The following is a 16160-nucleotide window of genomic DNA, read 5'->3' as shown; positions in this document are numbered from 1 at the left end:
AGCTATTATAATAACAACATAAAATTTAATTTCACATAGAGGTTGCGATTGACAGGAGTCGCTTATCTGAATTGTTGTAGCAATTGGGAGGGTAAGTCAAAGGGGAAATCGCCGAAATGAACGAACACTACAAAGTTGGTTTGTTGGGCTAATGGTTAAGAACTATTAGACTGTCGTTAGAAATAACGGTGAGCTATGGAAACTGTCAAAAATGCAAGCTTTAGAAGCCTTTTGTCCGTGACCATGTCTCGAACAGAAGGCTTTTTATGTTAGCAATTAGGGCATCGTTAAGGTGGAGAAGGTATATGGATTATTCAACAAACGCACAAGCACATTTGACCATTGACGGTGTCGATGCCGTCACATTGGCCAACACTTATGGCACACCATTATATGTTTACGACGTCTCTAAAATCCGTCAAACGATGCGTGCGTTTAAAGCAATTTTTGAGCGTGAAGCTGTCCCTTACGTTGTGAGTTATGCCTCAAAGGCATTTTCAACGAAGGCCATTTATCAAGTTGCCCAGCAAGAAGGTATCCACGCAGATATTGTCTCGGGTGGTGAATTATACACGGCTCTGGCAGCCGGTTTTCCAGCAGCACATTTGAGCTTTAATGGCAATAATAAGAGTTGGGATGAGCTAACCATGGCGGTACGTGCTGGCGTGGGCACGATTATTGTTGACAATTTCTTAGAGTTGCAATGGTTATCAGAAATTGCTGCTGCGCAACAAGTACAACAAGCTGTTTTACTGCGTATTTCGCCAGGTATTTCAGCACATACCCATGAATTTATTAGCACTGGTCAGCAAGATTCTAAATTTGGCTTTGATTTATTAACTGGTCAAGCAAAACGCGCTTATGAGATTGCACGATTGGATACAAACCTTGATTTACGTGGCTTACATGCCCACATCGGGTCACAGATTTTTGATGTCACGGGCTTTGAAAAGAACGCTGCTTTACTTGCCGATACAGCCCATAGTTGGGGTTGGACGCCAGCCGTTATTAACGTTGGTGGTGGTTTTGGGATTCGGTATACCGATGATGATACGCCACTGCCTGAAAGTGACTATGCTGCAGCAATCATTGCCACGCTGAAAGCAAAAGCTGAAGCATTTGCCTGGCCAATGCCGGAAATTTGGATTGAGCCAGGGCGTTCGATTGTTGGGCCAGCCGGGCAAACACTTTATACAATTGGGTCACGCAAGGATATTCCGGATTTACGCCAGTATCTTGCCGTTGACGGAGGCATGGGGGATAATATTCGACCAGCCCTTTACCAAGCGAACTACGATGCGGTGTTAGCCAATGATCCCAATGCGCCAACGACTGAAGTTGTGCGGGTTGCTGGTAAATATTGCGAATCAGGGGATGTGTTAGTTTGGGAGCAAGCGCTACCGCAAACCAAAGCTGGCGACATCTTAGCCGTTCAAGCAACTGGCGCCTATGGTTATGCCATGGCTTCCAATTACAACCGCAATCCACGACCAGCAGTAGTTTTCGTGGAAAATGGCGCACATCAATTGGTTGTGGCACGGGAAACTTATGCCGATATCGTCGCGTTAGATCGTGCCTACGACCTTGCCAGCACACCAGAATAATCAAAAGAGGACAAAAACATGACAACGACAGAAAATGCAGCCCAAGAATTGATTGATTTCATCGCCAATGCCAAAAAATTCACGCCTGTGAAAGTGACTTATAAAGGGGTTTTAGCCGGTGAAATTCCGGTAACGGTGCAACAATTTGGCGGGGTGTCATTTGGACAACTGATCGGCGATTGGGCTGATATTGCGCCACTGATTGCTAATTTACCAGCTGAAAATGTTTATATTGAAAATGATGCACGGCATTCAGCTGTCCCATTGCTCGACAAAAAGGCTGTGAATGCCCGTATTGAGCCAGGGGCAATTATTCGAGATCAGGTCACAATTGGGGATAATGCCGTCATTATGTTAGGCGCAGTCATCAACATTGGTGCAGAAATTGGGGCCGGCACGATGATCGACATGGGTGCCATTTTAGGCGGTCGTGCGATTGTGGGTAAGAACTCACACATTGGCGCTGGGGCCGTCCTAGCTGGGGTGATTGAACCCGCTTCAGCAGAACCCGTCCGTGTTGGCGACAACGTATTGGTCGGGGCAAACGCCGTTGTCATTGAAGGGGTTCAGATTGGTGACGGTGCCGTGGTTGCGGCTGGCGCCATTGTGACCAAAGATGTGCCAGCTAATACTGTAGTGGCTGGTGTACCGGCGAAAGTAATTAAAAAAATTGATGCCCAAACCCAACAGAAAACAGCTTTAATTGATGCTTTGAGAGGACTATAATGCAGGACACAGCAGACATTTCATCGGCCATACGGACCTATCGACGCGACTTACATGCAATTCCCGAATTGGCCTTGGCAGAATACAAAACGCATGATTATTTGTTAAAGCAACTCAAATCTTGGCAAAATGATACGATGACCATTCGAACGGTTGATGCCTTACCAACGGCTATTTTGGTGCGTATACAAGGAACGGCCCCACAGCGAACGATTGGTTATCGGGCAGATATTGATGCGTTGCCAGTGACAGAAGCAACAGGGCTACCATTTGCGTCAACGCATCCGGGTAAAATGCATGCGTGTGGACACGATGTGCATATGAGTATTGCTTTAGCTATTGTGCAATATTTCAGTCAGCATCAGCCCAAAGATAATTTGATTGTCTTCTTTCAACCGGCTGAAGAAGCGATGAGTGGTGGGAAATTAGCTTATGATCTCGGGTTATTTACAGGCGAGTGGCGACCAGATGAATTTTATGGGATCCATGATCAGCCTGATTTACCAGCAGGGGTGTTGAGCACACGTCCAGGGACTTTGTTTGCCGGAACGGCTGAACTGAAGGTTACGATTCATGGTCAAGGAGGCCATGCGGCTTATCCCCATTTGGTCAAAGACCCGATTGTCGCTGCTGCAGAATTAATTTTGCAACTGCAAACGGTGGTGTCGCGTTCGGTTGATCCCATGCAAGGTGGGGTGGTGAGCATTGGGGTGATTAATGGTGGGATTGCTAATAATGTGATTCCCGATGCTGTGCATTTTGAAGGAACTGTCCGGAGTATGACGAAAGCCGGCCTTGACATCATGATTCGTCGTATTCGTCAAATTATTGATGGTGTTGCCTTGGCCAATGATTTAGAGATTGCGGTTGAACTAGAAAGTGGCAGTTATTTACCAGTTGAAAATGATCCAGTCTTGGCACAACAAATGATGACGTTTATGCAGCAGGCAGATAATATTGACTTCCAAGTGGCGCAACCAGCCATGACTGGTGAAGATTTTGGTTATTTGTTGCAGCACATCCCCGGCGTGATGTTGTGGCTTGGTGTCAATGATACCCATCCCTTACATAGTCCAGAACTATCAATTGATGAAGCAGCGCTGGTCCCTGGATTTGAAGCCTTAAAAGACTTTTTAATTTGGCGGATGACAGTTGTAGCGTAAGCCTTAGTAACCAGTGCTTGGAATTTTTAGAGGAAAAGTTATGTACGAAAATATTCAGCTGATCACGGCAGTGGTCACACCATTTGATCATGCCGGCCAAATTGATTATGCCGCACTGACGAAAGTGATTGACCACTTGTTGGCGCATGGCACACAAGGTCTTGTTATTGCTGGGACAACTGGTGAGTCCCCAACTTTGACCCATGATGAAAAGTTGGCCGTTACAGAATTTATTGCCAGTTATGTTGGTGATCGTGTCTTATTGATTGCGAATGCGGGAACCAATAATACGGCAGAATCTGTTGAAATGGCGCGTGAATTAAGTGCCATTTCAGGTATTGATGCTATTTTGGCTGTGACCCCCTATTACAATAAGCCAAGCCAAGCAGGGATGATTGCCCATTTTAGTGCCATTGCTGATGCCGCGACAAAACCCGTCATGCTGTATAATATTCCCGGTCGTTCTGCCGTTGGTTTGACGGTTGATAGTGTCGTGCAGTTGGCACAACACCCCAATATTAATGCTATTAAGGAAACCACGTCGGCTGAATTTATCGGGGCAGAAGTTGAATTGACTCAGCACGAGGATTTTGCCGTTTACACCGGTGAAGATGCGCAAACTTTAGCCGCATTTAGTCTGGGGGGGGCCGGGACAATTTCTGTTGCAGCACACCTATATGGGGATGAGATGACGGCCTTATTTACAGCTATGTTGGCCGGTGATTGGCGGCAAGCTGGTCAAATCCAGCGTCAATTAACGCCTAAAATGACGGCTTTATTTCATTGGCCATCCCCGGCACCAGTGAAAGCTAAGTTGGCCGAACAAGGCTTGTTGCACAACATCACGCGGCTACCGATTCTACCTTTAACAGCTGAGGAAACCAAACAATTAACGACACGATTGGAGGCAGGGGAATGACGCGCGTTATTTTGGCCGGGGGCTTTGGTAAATTAGGCCAAGCCATTCAAACTGGTTTAATGGATTCAGCGTTTGAAATTGTTGGGATTTTAAGTGGACACGCACATGTGAGTGCCTATCCGGTTTGGACAGCTCTATCAGAAATTGATCAACCAGCAGATATTTTTTTGGATGTGAGTACGCCAGCAACAGTGTATGACAATGCTGTGTGGGCGATTGCACATGATATGGCCGTTGTCATTGGTACGACGGGACTAACGGATGACCAAGTAGCTGATTTACGGGAACGTGCAGCTGGTGGACGTGGGGTATTGATTGTCCCTAATTTTAGTTTGTCAGCGGTGTTACTCATGCAATTTTCCGAATTAGCAGCGCGGTATTTTCCGGATGTCGAAATTGTTGAAGCGCATAATCCTAAGAAAATCGATGCCCCTTCGGGGACCGCTGTGACAACTGCTAAGCGCATTGCGGCTGCACGGCAACGTGACCCGGAGCCAACAACGACAGGGCCAGCACGTGGTGAAGTGATTGACGCTGTTCCTGTACATGCGCTGCGCTTACCAGGCTATATTGCACAACAAACCGTGTATTTTGGTGGTCTGGATGAACAATTGACCTTGAGCCAAAGTACGACGAGTCGTGCGGCGTTTGTGCCAGGGGTACTGCGTGCTTTACAAGGCGTAACCCAGATAAGTGGCTTGGTAATTGGCCTCGATCATGTGCTTTAATTGTGGCGGTTGGTTATTTTTTAACATATTTTGAGCAATTACCGAATGGATTGCGTACAATAGTAATATGAAAAAAATTACGAAAATCGCAACCCAAAAGCAAGCTGGACGCTACAGTATTGACTTAGACAACGTTTTTGCTTTCGGCGTTGCAGAAAGTGTCTTGATTAAATACGGTTTAGCCAAGGGCCGAGAATTAGATGATGCCTTAATTGCACAAATCAAATATGATGATGCCATTGCCAAAGCACTAAATACAGCGTTAAATTATTTGGGCCATGCGTTACGGACTGAAAAACAAATCCGCCAGAAATTATCGGATCAACAAGTGACTGAGACGATTCAAGATGCCGTATTGGCACGATTAAAAGAGTTAGGTTATGTTGATGATTTCAACTATGCTAAACATTACGTGGCAACCAAAAAGCGCTTGTCACCCAAAGGGCCGGTGGCCATTAGTTTGGCATTACAGCAAGCGGGGGTACCAGCATCAGCGATTGCCCAAGCACTGGCAACTTATACAACAGTTGAACAGCTAGCCGTTGGGGAACAACTCGCGCTAAAATTAGCCCAACGTTATCAACGTGAAGCCACACGTGCTAAACAACAAAAGATTGTCCAAGCGCTCGTACAAAAAGGCTTTTCGTTTGATATTGCCCAGACCGTTGTGGCGCAGATTGATTTTGCTAATGATGAAGACACAGAACGTGCCAACGTGATTCGGCAAGCTGAAAGGCTGTGGTATCGCTATCGCAATGTCACTGAGTCGGAACGACAATATAAAGTTAAAAATAAACTTTACACCAAAGGCTTTTCGGCAGAATGGATTGACGTGGCCCTTCAAACCGTTACCCAAAGTGATGCGCTGACAGAATTTTCTGAGTAAAGATAAAGGCCGTCTTTGGCACTCTTTTGGTAAAGTGCTTGTAGTCTATCATTTACGTATAATATTTGATACAATGAAATAGCATTCGGTGTTAGAAGAGTAGGTACGATCATGAGTTTTGATAAGTCAAGTCGCGGGCCACGCGAAGGTGATTTCATCACGATCAAAAGTTATAAGCATGACGGCTCGTTGCATCGAACTTGGCGCGATACCATGGTTTTAAAAACCAGTGAAAATGCAATCATTGGATTAAACGATCATACTTTAGTGACAGAAGACGACGGACGACGGTGGGTGACACGTGAACCGGCAATTGTCTATTTTCATAAAAAGTATTGGTTTAATATTATTGCCATGATTCGTGATAATGGGGTATCGTATTACTGTAATTTAGCGTCACCCTTTGTCTTAGATAAAGAGGCGCTAAAGTATATTGATTACGATTTAGATGTCAAAGTTTTCCCTGATGGGGAAAAACATTTGTTGGACGCTGATGAATATGCAGCACACAGCAAAAAATGGCATTATCCACCAGAAATCGATAAGATTCTGAAGGCACATGTTAAGATTTTAGTTGACTGGATCAACGAAGGCACGGGCCCTTTTTCACAAGGATATGTCGATGTTTGGTATACAAGATACCAACATTTGATGCAACAGCGACTTAAAGATCGTCGTTGATAAAGCGAGCAGCACGTCAGAAATGACGTGCTTTTTGTATGCTAAAATAGACAGTATGATGAGAAATTAACGTCACACAGATGTATGTTAAAGTGATGAAAAGAGGCGTAAATGGCGGTAACAATTTATATGGCGCATGCCCAGGCTGATTTACGGGGTGCGTTATTGGCAGATGCTCAGCAAAAATTAGCGCAAGATGCAGCAACCACAGTGTATTATATCGTGCCCAACCACGTTAAATTTGATAGTGAAGTGACGGTTTTACAACGGCTGGCGCAACAAAATGGCTATGATCCTCAGTCAGATTTGTATGCACAAAGCCGTTTACAAGTCTATTCCTTAACTCGTTTAGCTTGGGCATTGCTCAAAGACATGCCCAATCAGCAGCCAGATATTGTGCAAAATACTGGGTTATTTATTATGGTATCCGATATTTTACGTGAGTACGCGCCACAATTACCAATTTTTGCCCGAATGCAGGCGAAACCAGGGTTTATCGCCGCTTTAGTGACCCAACTGGTTGAGTTGCGCGCGAGTCGCATTACGCCTCAAGATTTGTTACAAATTTTGAATGACACAACGGATGATGCGACGTTTTTACGACAGACATTGGCTGCCAAACTCAGAGACTTAGCGATTGTAGCCGATGCGTTGGCTGTAAAAATGGGCACTGACCGCATGACACCGTTGGAAGTGTTACCATTTTTAGCGACGCAATTGGCCCAACATCCCCTTGAAAATGTGGCCTTTTATTTTGAAGGGTTCAACGGGTTTACGAGTGCCGAATGGCAAGTGGTGCAACAATTAGTGCAACGCTATCCTGTGACAATGGCCTTGTTAGGTGATGGCGACCAATTAGGTCGGCAACAACCAGGGGATGTTTTCTTCAAACCGATGACAACAGCCCAAGAACTCATGCGCTTGGCAAAGCAAGCCCAGCAGCCGGTGGGACTTGAACAACCACAGACCAGACGCACCCTCAGTCAAACAAGTGCGCAATTATTGACAGCTTGGACTCATCTTGGCGAATACCGACCATATCAAGCCGATCAACCAGCGCCAGACTTGTCGGTGTTTGCTGCGGAAAATCCCATCGTTGAGATTCAGGAAGTGGGGCGACGTATTCGCCGCCTGTTATTAGCCGATCCTGATTTACACTTGCGCGATATTTTGATTTTGGCGCGTGACCTCACACCTTACACCGATCATATCCCTGAAGTCATGGCGCAATTAGAATTGCCTTACTTTTTGGATACCGACCAAAAAATGGCCAATCATCCTTTAGTGGAATTGTTGCTGAATTTGCTCATGCCAACGCATGAACGTTTGCAATACCAAAATGTCATGGCAGTTTTAAAAACGAGCCTTCTGCGACCGTTTCAAGATCAAGCATTAGTGCCGGAAGCTGAATTTTTTGATGTGGTGAGTTATTTTGATAACTATCTATATGCCAATAAGCCATTTGAAGCACGGTGGCGGAATTTAGACCAACCCTTTGAATTGTTTACGGTGACCGATGATGTTGCCGATGATGATGTTACCTTAGAAACGGCAGATCAACAGATTAATCGGCGTATTGAAACCTTACGTCGGTTTATTTTGGCGGCCTTTGATGCGTTACAAGAAAGTTTTGATCACGCTAAAACGATGCGGGAAGCGGCAACAGGCTTGGTTATGTGGTTGCAAAAGTATCATGTAACAGATGCCATTTTGGCACAGCGTGATCAGTATCTTGCGGCCGGTGATCTTGCCCGTTCGCGGCAAGGCAGTGAAGTTTGGCAATTGTTCACGGCCACGCTAGATGAATTGGTCGCCATTGATGGGGATGCAGCGTTTGACCTAGCGCTATTTAAAGCAATTTTGACGGCTGGGTATGCGGGCGCCAAATTCTCTGGGATCCCCAATCATTTAGATCAACTGACCATTTCTGAAGCTGGGATTGTGCAAAGTAACCGCTATCGGCATCTATTTTTTATTGGGGGGACACGGACAAACCTACCGGCACAAGCTAAGACGACGGCTTTGATCAATGATGCTGAGCGTTTGATTGTGCAACCAGCCTTACAAGCCGGTGAACAACCGAAATACCTACAAAACACCGCGCAACAACAAATGGCCGAAGAAAATTTGCTATTTTATGGCGCCTTGTCGTCGGCCAATACCAGCGTTACTTTGTCTTATCCGGTCCTTGATAGTGCGGGGAAAATTGCGGACATGTCGCCATTTTATCAACGACTTGTCTCGACGTTCCAAACACCAGTTGACAAAATCACACGAGTGCCAGCAGATAGTGCGGCATTGTTGAAAAATTACACAAGTACGCCACGAGCAACCTTGTCTGAATTAGTGAAATTAATCCCTACTTATCAACAATCGTCGGCGTTTAAGGCCTTACAAAATGCCATTAGTGTGACGCAACAAGAGCGATTAGAACGGGTGTTATCCGCACCAAATTATCGCAACCAAACAGAAATTTTACGTCCTGAATTTGTTCAGTCCTTATTTGGTCAACAGTTAAATGTGTCCATTTCGCAATTGGAAAGTTATTATAATAATCCGTTGGCTTATTTTTTGCAGTATGGGTTACGGCTTAAAGAGCGCACGACCAACGAACTGAATGTGTCCCAAACGGGAACGTTATACCATGCCGTGTTAGAACAAGTGATCCGCGAGTTGATCCAGCGGCAGGTGAGTTTACGCGATGTGACGACAGACGACTTATTAGACCTTGTCTCACAGGCCATGACCGCTGAATTGTCGCTACCAGTGTATCAATTACTGGCGACTAATGGGAAAATGCGGGCAGTACGTGACCATTTAGCCAAAATTAGTCGACAACTTATGCTAAATTTGCAACAAGCTGCCCGTGCTAATGGATCTTATCCACAAGCAGTGGAACAGCTCTTTGGCTTTCCGGTTAAGGGTGCATTGCCAGCGCTAGAATTTTCTGGCCGACGGGGGCCAATTAAAGTCCGCGGTAAAATTGATCGGTTAGATCGTCAAGATCCTAATGGCGTGTTTGGGACGATTATTGACTACAAATCTAACGGAAAACAATTTGATTGGGCGCAAGCCTTTGACGGGTTACAAATGCAATTGCTGACTTATTGGCAGGCTGCGCAAAAAAATGCGGAAGCGCTTGGTGTTGAAGCCATTGGCGGTGCCTTTTTTGCTAAAATTGCGCCGGAACGCCGCCGCATTGCCGACTTTAAGGGCGATGTTGATGCTTTGTTGGCAGGTCAGGTGCCACCGGAAATTTTCAAATATCGTGGGTTATTTGTGGCGGAGCCAGACTATCTCGATAGTTTGGAAATGCTGGATGACGGTGAAGCCGCGCTATTTTATCAGCTGAAAAAGAAGAAAGATGGGCAATTGTATGCGACGAGCGATTTTGTCGAAGCAGACGATTTTGGCTTATTGTTGCAGCACAATGCTGAAAATATTACACAAGCTGGCGACCACATTTTAGGTGGTGAATTTCCTTTGTTGCCAACAATGGGGAGCTTGCAGTACACACCGTATACCGATATTTTACGTTTTGATCGCTCATTGGGTGATCGCTATCGGCCTGAATCTCCCAAGGGAAAAACAGCCATTTTAAAGATTTTGCAAGAGGAGGCGGCAGATGAGCACGACATTCACAGTTAATCAACAACGTGCAGTTGATGATACAGGGCACAATATTTTAGTTGCCGCATCAGCGGGCTCTGGGAAAACGACGGTTTTAATTGAACGTTTGATTCAGAAAATTTTAAACGGGGCCAGTGTGACCAACTTTTTAATTGTGACCTTTACCAATGCGGCAGCGCAAGAAATGCGTGAACGTTTAGAGGTGGCGATTGAAAAACGGCTACCAGCAGTTGATGCGGCCACCAAACGCTTTTTACAGGAACAGTTGTTACTTTTACCAGCGGCCAATATTTCAACAATTGACGCTTATGCGTTACGTTTGATTGAAAATTATTATCATGTCATCGGGTTGGATCCACAATTCCGATTGCTTTCGGATACAGCCGAACGTGATATGTTACGCCAAGATGTTCTCGCTCAGGTTTTGGCGGCGTTCTATGAAGAAGACCATGAACATCACGCCGATTTTTTGGCCTTAGTCCATAATTTTGGGCAACCAGGACAAGATGATGCGTTGCAAGACATTATCTTAAAACTCACGGATTTTTCAGAAGCACGCCCTGATGGTGCCACGTGGTTAGCCCAACTCGCTGACAATCAGTTAGATTTGACAACGGCGATTACGCAATCTGACCTGTACCAACAACATATCCTACCAACGCTGACAACCACTATCACACCGCTATTGGCAGCGGTTCAAGATGCCCAAGTTTTGGTGTCCGGGGCGCCAGAACTGAAGAAAACAACGCTTGCGTTAGCCACAATACAAGACTATTTGCAACAAGTGCAGACAATGGCTACTAGTGCGCAATGGGATGATCTCCGCCAAATGCTGTTACAGCCACCTAAGGTGAGCTTGGAAACGAAGGCCAGCAAAGGCGTGGCTGATGAGCCAGAACTTTTGGCTATTTTGGCCCAAGCTGTCGCGGTTAAAAACCAAGTGATTGGGGCCAAATCACAGTTAAAGCAACTCACGGAGACGTTTTTCCGGTTCACTCAAAGCCAGTGGCAAACGATCACTGACGCCTCACAACAACTCGTTGCGACGCTGGTTTTGGTGACCCAGACGTTTCGGACGGCGTTTACTAATGCGAAGCGTGCCGCTCAATTAGTGGACTTTCCTGATTTAGGTGCCTTAGCATTAGAGATATTAGCCGATACGGCAACCCGTGAAACGATTCAGAGTCAGTTTGATGAAATTTTGGTCGATGAGTATCAAGATATTAACCAATTACAAGAAACCTTACTGACACAAGTCGCCAATGGTCATAATATGTACATGGTTGGTGATGTCAAACAAAGTATTTATGGTTTTCGCCAGGCGGAACCATCGCTATTTACGCATAAATATAAACAGTTTGCGCAAGCTGACAACGATGATCAACGGATTGAATTAGCCGATAATTTCCGGTCACACAATAACGTCACGGCCATGACCAACTTAATTTTCACACAACTTATGGATGAAAAATTAGGGGACATTGCCTATCTTGGTGAAGCTAAGTTGGTACCAAAGGCTGATTATCCAGCCAGTGTGCCACCAGTTTTTTCAGTGGACATTATTACTCAGCAGGCACAGGCAGCTGAGCCAACAGAGACTGACGAAACGGCGGAAAATTTTGAAAAACGGCAAGCTCAGTATGCCCGATTGGCGGAAAAAATATTGGCATTGCGGGAAACGACGATTTATGACCGTAAGGCAACGCCGGCGGGGATGCGGCCAGTACAATACGGTGATATTGCGATTTTAACCCGTTCAAAGGCCGGCTATATTGACTTAGTGGCGAGCTTGCGCGCCGCCGGTATTCCGGTGCAAGTGGAAGCGGTGGGAAATTATTTTCAAACCATGGAAGTTTACCTGATGCTGGATGTTTTGCGGGTCATTGATAATCCCCACCAAGATATTCCGTTAGTGGCTGTATTGCGGTCGCCGATGTTTGGGTTAACGGAAAATGATCTCGCCGCGATTCGGTTGGCGGATCAGCAGCATGATTTTTGGACGGCTTTAACAACCTATGCGACAACGCATCCGGCTGCGCAAAAAATTGTCGACCAATTTGGAAAATGGCACCAGCTCGCGATTCAAAATGATCTGGTGACGTTAATATGGACGATTTTTGATGATACAGCGTGGCTCGATTACGTGGCGGGGATGCCAGGTGGTGGTCAGCGTCAGGCGAATTTGCATGCGCTCTATGCCTATGCCCGAACTTATCAAAATAATACCAATGCGGGCTTGTTCCGCTTTGTCCGGTATATCGAACAATTACAGCAAAATGATGGTCAGTTGGGTGAGGCGCCACAAGAGGCAGACGAACAAGCGGTGCGTGTCATGACTATTCATGCCTCAAAAGGCCTAGAATTCCCCATTGTATTTATCCCAGAATTCGATAAAGCCTTTAACACCAAGGATTTAAAAGGGAAAGTCTTGCTGCAAAAAAATGCTGGTATCGGGATTAATTATTTGCAACCAGATGCCTTGGTAAGCATGCCAACTTTGCAACAATTGGTGGTCCAACAGGCGCTCAAACGGCAGAGTTGGTCTGAGGAAATGCGGCTCTTGTATGTGGCATTGACGCGTGCCGAACGACAGTTACAAGTTTTAGGGTCTGCGACGGTGAGTGTAGGTGGTCAAAGTGCGGCCTTACAAACGTTATGGCAACGGGCTAAAAATACCACGGGCCAATTTTTAGGCGAAGATTTACGTCTGACGGCGAAGTCTTACTTGGATTGGTTGATTTTGGCTCTCGCCCGTACACAAGAACCAACGTTGGAAGCTTGGTTGGGTGAGGGGGACAAACCACGTCTTCTTGGACCAGAAACGACGCAAACAGGTCAACTGACGGTGAATTTAGTGCCGGAAGCAACGCTACATTTACCAACGGATAATGCGACCCCAACTGAGGTAGCCACGCCGAACAGTCAAGATTACGATGCCAAAGATTTTCAGGCGGCGCAAGCGATGTTGGGGTATCAGTACCCTAATATGGCAGCGACCCAGACGGCGGCGTATCAATCTGTCAGTGAGATGAAACGATTATTTGAAGATCCTGACCGTAAGCAAATGGTCTCCTTGACAGTGGCGGAAAATGGACAGCTGTCCCCAGCCAACGATTTAGTGCCAGAAAATTTAACGTTACCAACGTTTATGACGGATGGGTCGCAACAACCCTCAAGTGCTGCCATCGGGACGGCAACGCACTTAATGTTGCAATTGTTAGATTTTACCGTACCGCAAACACGTGAGTCGTTGGCGGTGCTGCGGGACCAACTGGTGGCGAATGGACGGATGACGCAACCAGTCGCTGACTTAATTAATTTAGATCAAATCTTACACTTCCTAGCGACACCGTTTGCACAACGGGTCATGCAACACGCAACAACTTTAACACGGGAAGCGACATTTGCCATGATTATGCCAGCTAACCAGATTTATCAAGGATTAGCAGATTCGGCACCGGTGTTGGTTCACGGGATTATTGATGGTTATTTCATCGATCATGCAACCCAATCAATCACGCTTTTTGACTATAAAACGGATTATATCCGACCAGAGCGCATAACAGAAGATTTGGCCAAGTTAGTCCAACGTTATCGTGGTCAGCTCCGTTTATATCAGCAAGCCTTACAACAAGAATATCCAACTTATACTTTCCAGGACCCACAGATCGTGGCCTTGAGCGTTGGTCGCGTGGTGAGTTTGGGTGTACAATAAACACATGATAGATGCGATTCAGATACAATTTAAAAAAGCCCCAGTAACAGTTAGCCTTGTGGCCATTAGCCTTGCGATGTTTGGGGTGGAGATCATCATGGGCCATGGGCAAACAACGAATGGGCAATTATTAGTTGCGCTGGGCGCCAAGTGGGGACCAGCGATTGCCATTGATCACCAGTATTGGCGATTGCTCACGCCAATTTTTTTACATGCTGGTTGGTTACACATTATCACCAACATGTTAACGCTTTGGTTTATTGGCCCCTTAGCAGAAGCGGCCTTTGGTCACCGCAAATTTTTAGGCTTGTACTTATTTGGTGGCGTAGTGGGTAATATCATGTCCTATCTTTTCGCACCCTTGACGGTGTCTGTCGGTGCTTCCACTGCCTTGTTTGGGTTGTTTGGTGGTTTGCTGATGTTTGCCAGTCAATTTCGGCATGATCCAGAAATTCGTGCGCAAGGGACAACCTTGTTACTCTTTGTCGGTTTGAATTTGGTGACGGGTTTTGGCGCCAATGGTGTTGATATGTGGGGCCATATTGGTGGCCTGATTGGTGGGATGATGTTTGCTGTCATGGCCGGATTTTACGGACGTTCAGGGAAGTTTCCGCTGTATATGCGTTGGACACTTGTTGGGGTGAGTGGGTTGTTAGTGCTCCTAACATGGTTATCAAAAGGTGGTATGGGATGAAAAACTTTTATGATATTTTGACGTATCTCAAGCGTTTTGGGGTTTACATTCATGTTGGCAAGCGTTTGTGGGATATTGAAGTGGCCGCATTGGAAGTGGATAATTTGTATAAAGCTGATGTGATTGACCGGCAGGAATATGCACGAATGAAGATTATTTTAGTGCATGAGCATGAACAAGAAGTCGCCAATCCGAGTGACTAAAGTGCATGAAAATTGTTTTGAAAACTATGAAAACGCTTGCATATCGTCGGTGTTTTCTGTTAGAATAAATGGGTAATAAATTTCTTAGGAGGAAATGTATGTGGCTCGGTAGGGCATGTGAGTGACCTACCATATTGGCGACATACACCAAAAAACAATGGCTAAAGATAAGCTCATCGGTGTTGACCTTGGTGGGACAACAATTAAATTTGCAATCTTGACTGATGCAGGTGAAATTCAACAGAAGTGGTCAATTAAGACAAACATTTTTGATGAAGGGTCACACATTATACCAGACATTATTGCGTCAATTAATCACCATCTTGATTTGTACCAATTGGATCGCGAACGTGTGATTGGTATTGGGATGGGAACACCTGGTACGGTTAACCGTGAAACAGGAACAGTCACTGGTGCCTTCAACTTGAACTGGAAGACAGAACAACCCGTTAAGGCTGATATCGAATCTGGTACTGGTTTGCCTTTGACGCTTGACAACGATGCCAACGCTGCTGCACTTGGTGAAGCCTGGAAGGGTGCCGGTAACAATGATAAGGATGTGTCATTCGTGACACTTGGTACTGGTGTTGGTGGTGGTTTGGTTGCCAATGGGCAATTGATTCACGGTACAGCCGGTGCTGGTGGTGAAGTTGGTCACGTGGTTGTTGAACCAAATGGTTACTTGTGCACATGCGGTAACCGCGGTTGCTTGGAACAATATGCCTCAGCAACAGGTGTTGTACACTTGGCACAAGATTTTTCAGAAGCTTACGTTGGTTCATCAAAGTTGAAGCAATTGATTTCTGACGGTGACGAAGTGACATCAAAGATTGTCTTTGACTTGGCAAAAGATGGTGACTTCTTGGCAAATGAAGTGGTGGATAAGGTGGCTTACTACCTTGGTTATGCCACAGCGGCAATGTCAAACATTTTGAACCCATCAGCCGTTGTTATCGGTGGTGGTGTGGCTGCAGCTGGTGAATTCTTGCGCGCACGTGTCGAAAAGAACTGGCAAACATTTGCTTTCCCAACTGTTCGGACATCAACGCGTGTTAAGTTGGCCGAATTGGGTAATGATGCCGGTGTTATTGGTGCCGCTTCATTAGCACGCGCCTAAAAAATAACTCAAATGAGATGCCAAAGACAACTGTTAGGTTGTCTTTTTTTGCGACGGATTTTAATAATACATGCTTAAAAGCTTAAAAAAAGGT

General features: G+C 45.7%; 12 protein-coding genes and 1 riboswitch. All 12 genes read left to right on the top strand.

The annotated features are described in order from the left end of the window. Positions 1–28: 28 nt before the first annotated feature. A riboswitch (Lysine riboswitch) is annotated at positions 29–204 on the top strand. A 101-nt stretch (positions 205–305) separates the two neighbouring features. The 12 genes from lysA (at position 306) to ACW12G_RS03115 (ending at position 16066) form a co-directional block, all read left to right on the top strand. After that, complete coding sequence (lysA, locus tag ACW12G_RS03170; protein WP_455647251.1) at positions 306–1604, top strand: diaminopimelate decarboxylase; 1299 nt, start codon at positions 306–308, stop codon at positions 1602–1604. An 18-nt stretch (positions 1605–1622) separates the two neighbouring features. Beyond that, positions 1623–2330, top strand: coding sequence for a 2,3,4,5-tetrahydropyridine-2,6-dicarboxylate N-acetyltransferase (dapD, locus tag ACW12G_RS03165; protein ID WP_270747334.1), 708 nt, complete (start codon positions 1623–1625; stop codon positions 2328–2330). Then, complete coding sequence (locus tag ACW12G_RS03160; RefSeq protein ID WP_270747336.1) at positions 2330–3493, top strand: N-acetyldiaminopimelate deacetylase; 1164 nt, start codon at positions 2330–2332, stop codon at positions 3491–3493. Before dapD ends, ACW12G_RS03160 begins: the two co-directional genes overlap by 1 nt. Positions 3494–3533: 40 nt before the next feature. Then, positions 3534–4412 (top strand): 4-hydroxy-tetrahydrodipicolinate synthase, encoded by an 879-nt coding sequence (gene dapA, locus ACW12G_RS03155; protein WP_455647250.1) that lies wholly within the window; start codon positions 3534–3536, stop codon positions 4410–4412. Beyond that, positions 4409–5140: a 4-hydroxy-tetrahydrodipicolinate reductase gene (gene dapB, locus ACW12G_RS03150; protein ID WP_455647249.1), complete on the top strand. Its 732-nt coding sequence runs from the start codon at positions 4409–4411 to the stop codon at positions 5138–5140. Before dapA ends, dapB begins: the two co-directional genes overlap by 4 nt. A gap of 67 nt (positions 5141–5207) precedes the next feature. After that, positions 5208–6026, top strand: a complete 819-nt coding sequence (gene recX, locus ACW12G_RS03145; protein WP_147001190.1) for a recombination regulator RecX — start codon at positions 5208–5210, stop codon at positions 6024–6026. Positions 6027–6137: 111 nt separating this feature from the next. Further along, positions 6138–6707 (top strand): nucleoside tri-diphosphate phosphatase, encoded by a 570-nt coding sequence (ntdP, locus tag ACW12G_RS03140; RefSeq protein ID WP_010002498.1) that lies wholly within the window; start codon positions 6138–6140, stop codon positions 6705–6707. A gap of 111 nt (positions 6708–6818) precedes the next feature. Further along, positions 6819–10355, top strand: coding sequence for a PD-(D/E)XK nuclease family protein (locus tag ACW12G_RS03135; protein ID WP_455647248.1), 3537 nt, complete (start codon positions 6819–6821; stop codon positions 10353–10355). Next, positions 10333–14052, top strand: coding sequence for a helicase-exonuclease AddAB subunit AddA (gene addA, locus ACW12G_RS03130; RefSeq protein ID WP_455647247.1), 3720 nt, complete (start codon positions 10333–10335; stop codon positions 14050–14052). The genes ACW12G_RS03135 and addA overlap by 23 nt, the downstream gene beginning before the upstream one ends. Before the next feature lie 4 nt (positions 14053–14056). Beyond that, a complete protein-coding gene (locus ACW12G_RS03125) occupies positions 14057–14746 on the top strand; it encodes a rhomboid family intramembrane serine protease (RefSeq protein WP_270747344.1) in 690 nt (229 codons plus the stop codon). Beyond that, on the top strand, positions 14743–14949 hold the full coding sequence (locus tag ACW12G_RS03120; RefSeq protein ID WP_010004506.1) for a YqgQ family protein: 207 nt from the start codon (positions 14743–14745) through the stop codon (positions 14947–14949). The genes ACW12G_RS03125 and ACW12G_RS03120 overlap by 4 nt, the downstream gene beginning before the upstream one ends. A 157-nt stretch (positions 14950–15106) precedes the next feature. Next, complete coding sequence (locus ACW12G_RS03115; RefSeq protein WP_455647246.1) at positions 15107–16066, top strand: ROK family glucokinase; 960 nt, start codon at positions 15107–15109, stop codon at positions 16064–16066. The last annotated feature ends 94 nt before the right edge of the window (positions 16067–16160 follow it).

The organism is Leuconostoc sp. (assembly GCF_965300815.1).
The sequence above is the reverse complement of the archived record's forward strand: the minus strand, read 5'-3'. Positions and strand labels throughout refer to the sequence as shown.

Excerpts from the sequence above, each read along its gene's own strand:
- lysA (WP_455647251.1), top strand. The coding sequence starts at position 306 with ATGGATTATTCAACAAACGCACAAGCACATTTGACCATTGACGGTGTC.
- dapD (WP_270747334.1), top strand. The coding sequence starts at position 1,623 with ATGACAACGACAGAAAATGCAGCCCAAGAATTGATTGATTTCATCGCC.
- ACW12G_RS03160 (WP_270747336.1), top strand. The coding sequence starts at position 2,330 with ATGCAGGACACAGCAGACATTTCATCGGCCATACGGACCTATCGACGC.
- dapA (WP_455647250.1), top strand. The coding sequence starts at position 3,534 with ATGTACGAAAATATTCAGCTGATCACGGCAGTGGTCACACCATTTGAT.
- dapB (WP_455647249.1), top strand. The coding sequence starts at position 4,409 with ATGACGCGCGTTATTTTGGCCGGGGGCTTTGGTAAATTAGGCCAAGCC.
- recX (WP_147001190.1), top strand. The coding sequence starts at position 5,208 with ATGAAAAAAATTACGAAAATCGCAACCCAAAAGCAAGCTGGACGCTAC.
- ntdP (WP_010002498.1), top strand. The coding sequence starts at position 6,138 with ATGAGTTTTGATAAGTCAAGTCGCGGGCCACGCGAAGGTGATTTCATC.
- ACW12G_RS03135 (WP_455647248.1), top strand. The coding sequence starts at position 6,819 with ATGGCGGTAACAATTTATATGGCGCATGCCCAGGCTGATTTACGGGGT.
- addA (WP_455647247.1), top strand. The coding sequence starts at position 10,333 with ATGAGCACGACATTCACAGTTAATCAACAACGTGCAGTTGATGATACA.
- ACW12G_RS03125 (WP_270747344.1), top strand. The coding sequence starts at position 14,057 with ATGATAGATGCGATTCAGATACAATTTAAAAAAGCCCCAGTAACAGTT.
- ACW12G_RS03120 (WP_010004506.1), top strand. The coding sequence starts at position 14,743 with ATGAAAAACTTTTATGATATTTTGACGTATCTCAAGCGTTTTGGGGTT.
- ACW12G_RS03115 (WP_455647246.1), top strand. The coding sequence starts at position 15,107 with ATGGCTAAAGATAAGCTCATCGGTGTTGACCTTGGTGGGACAACAATT.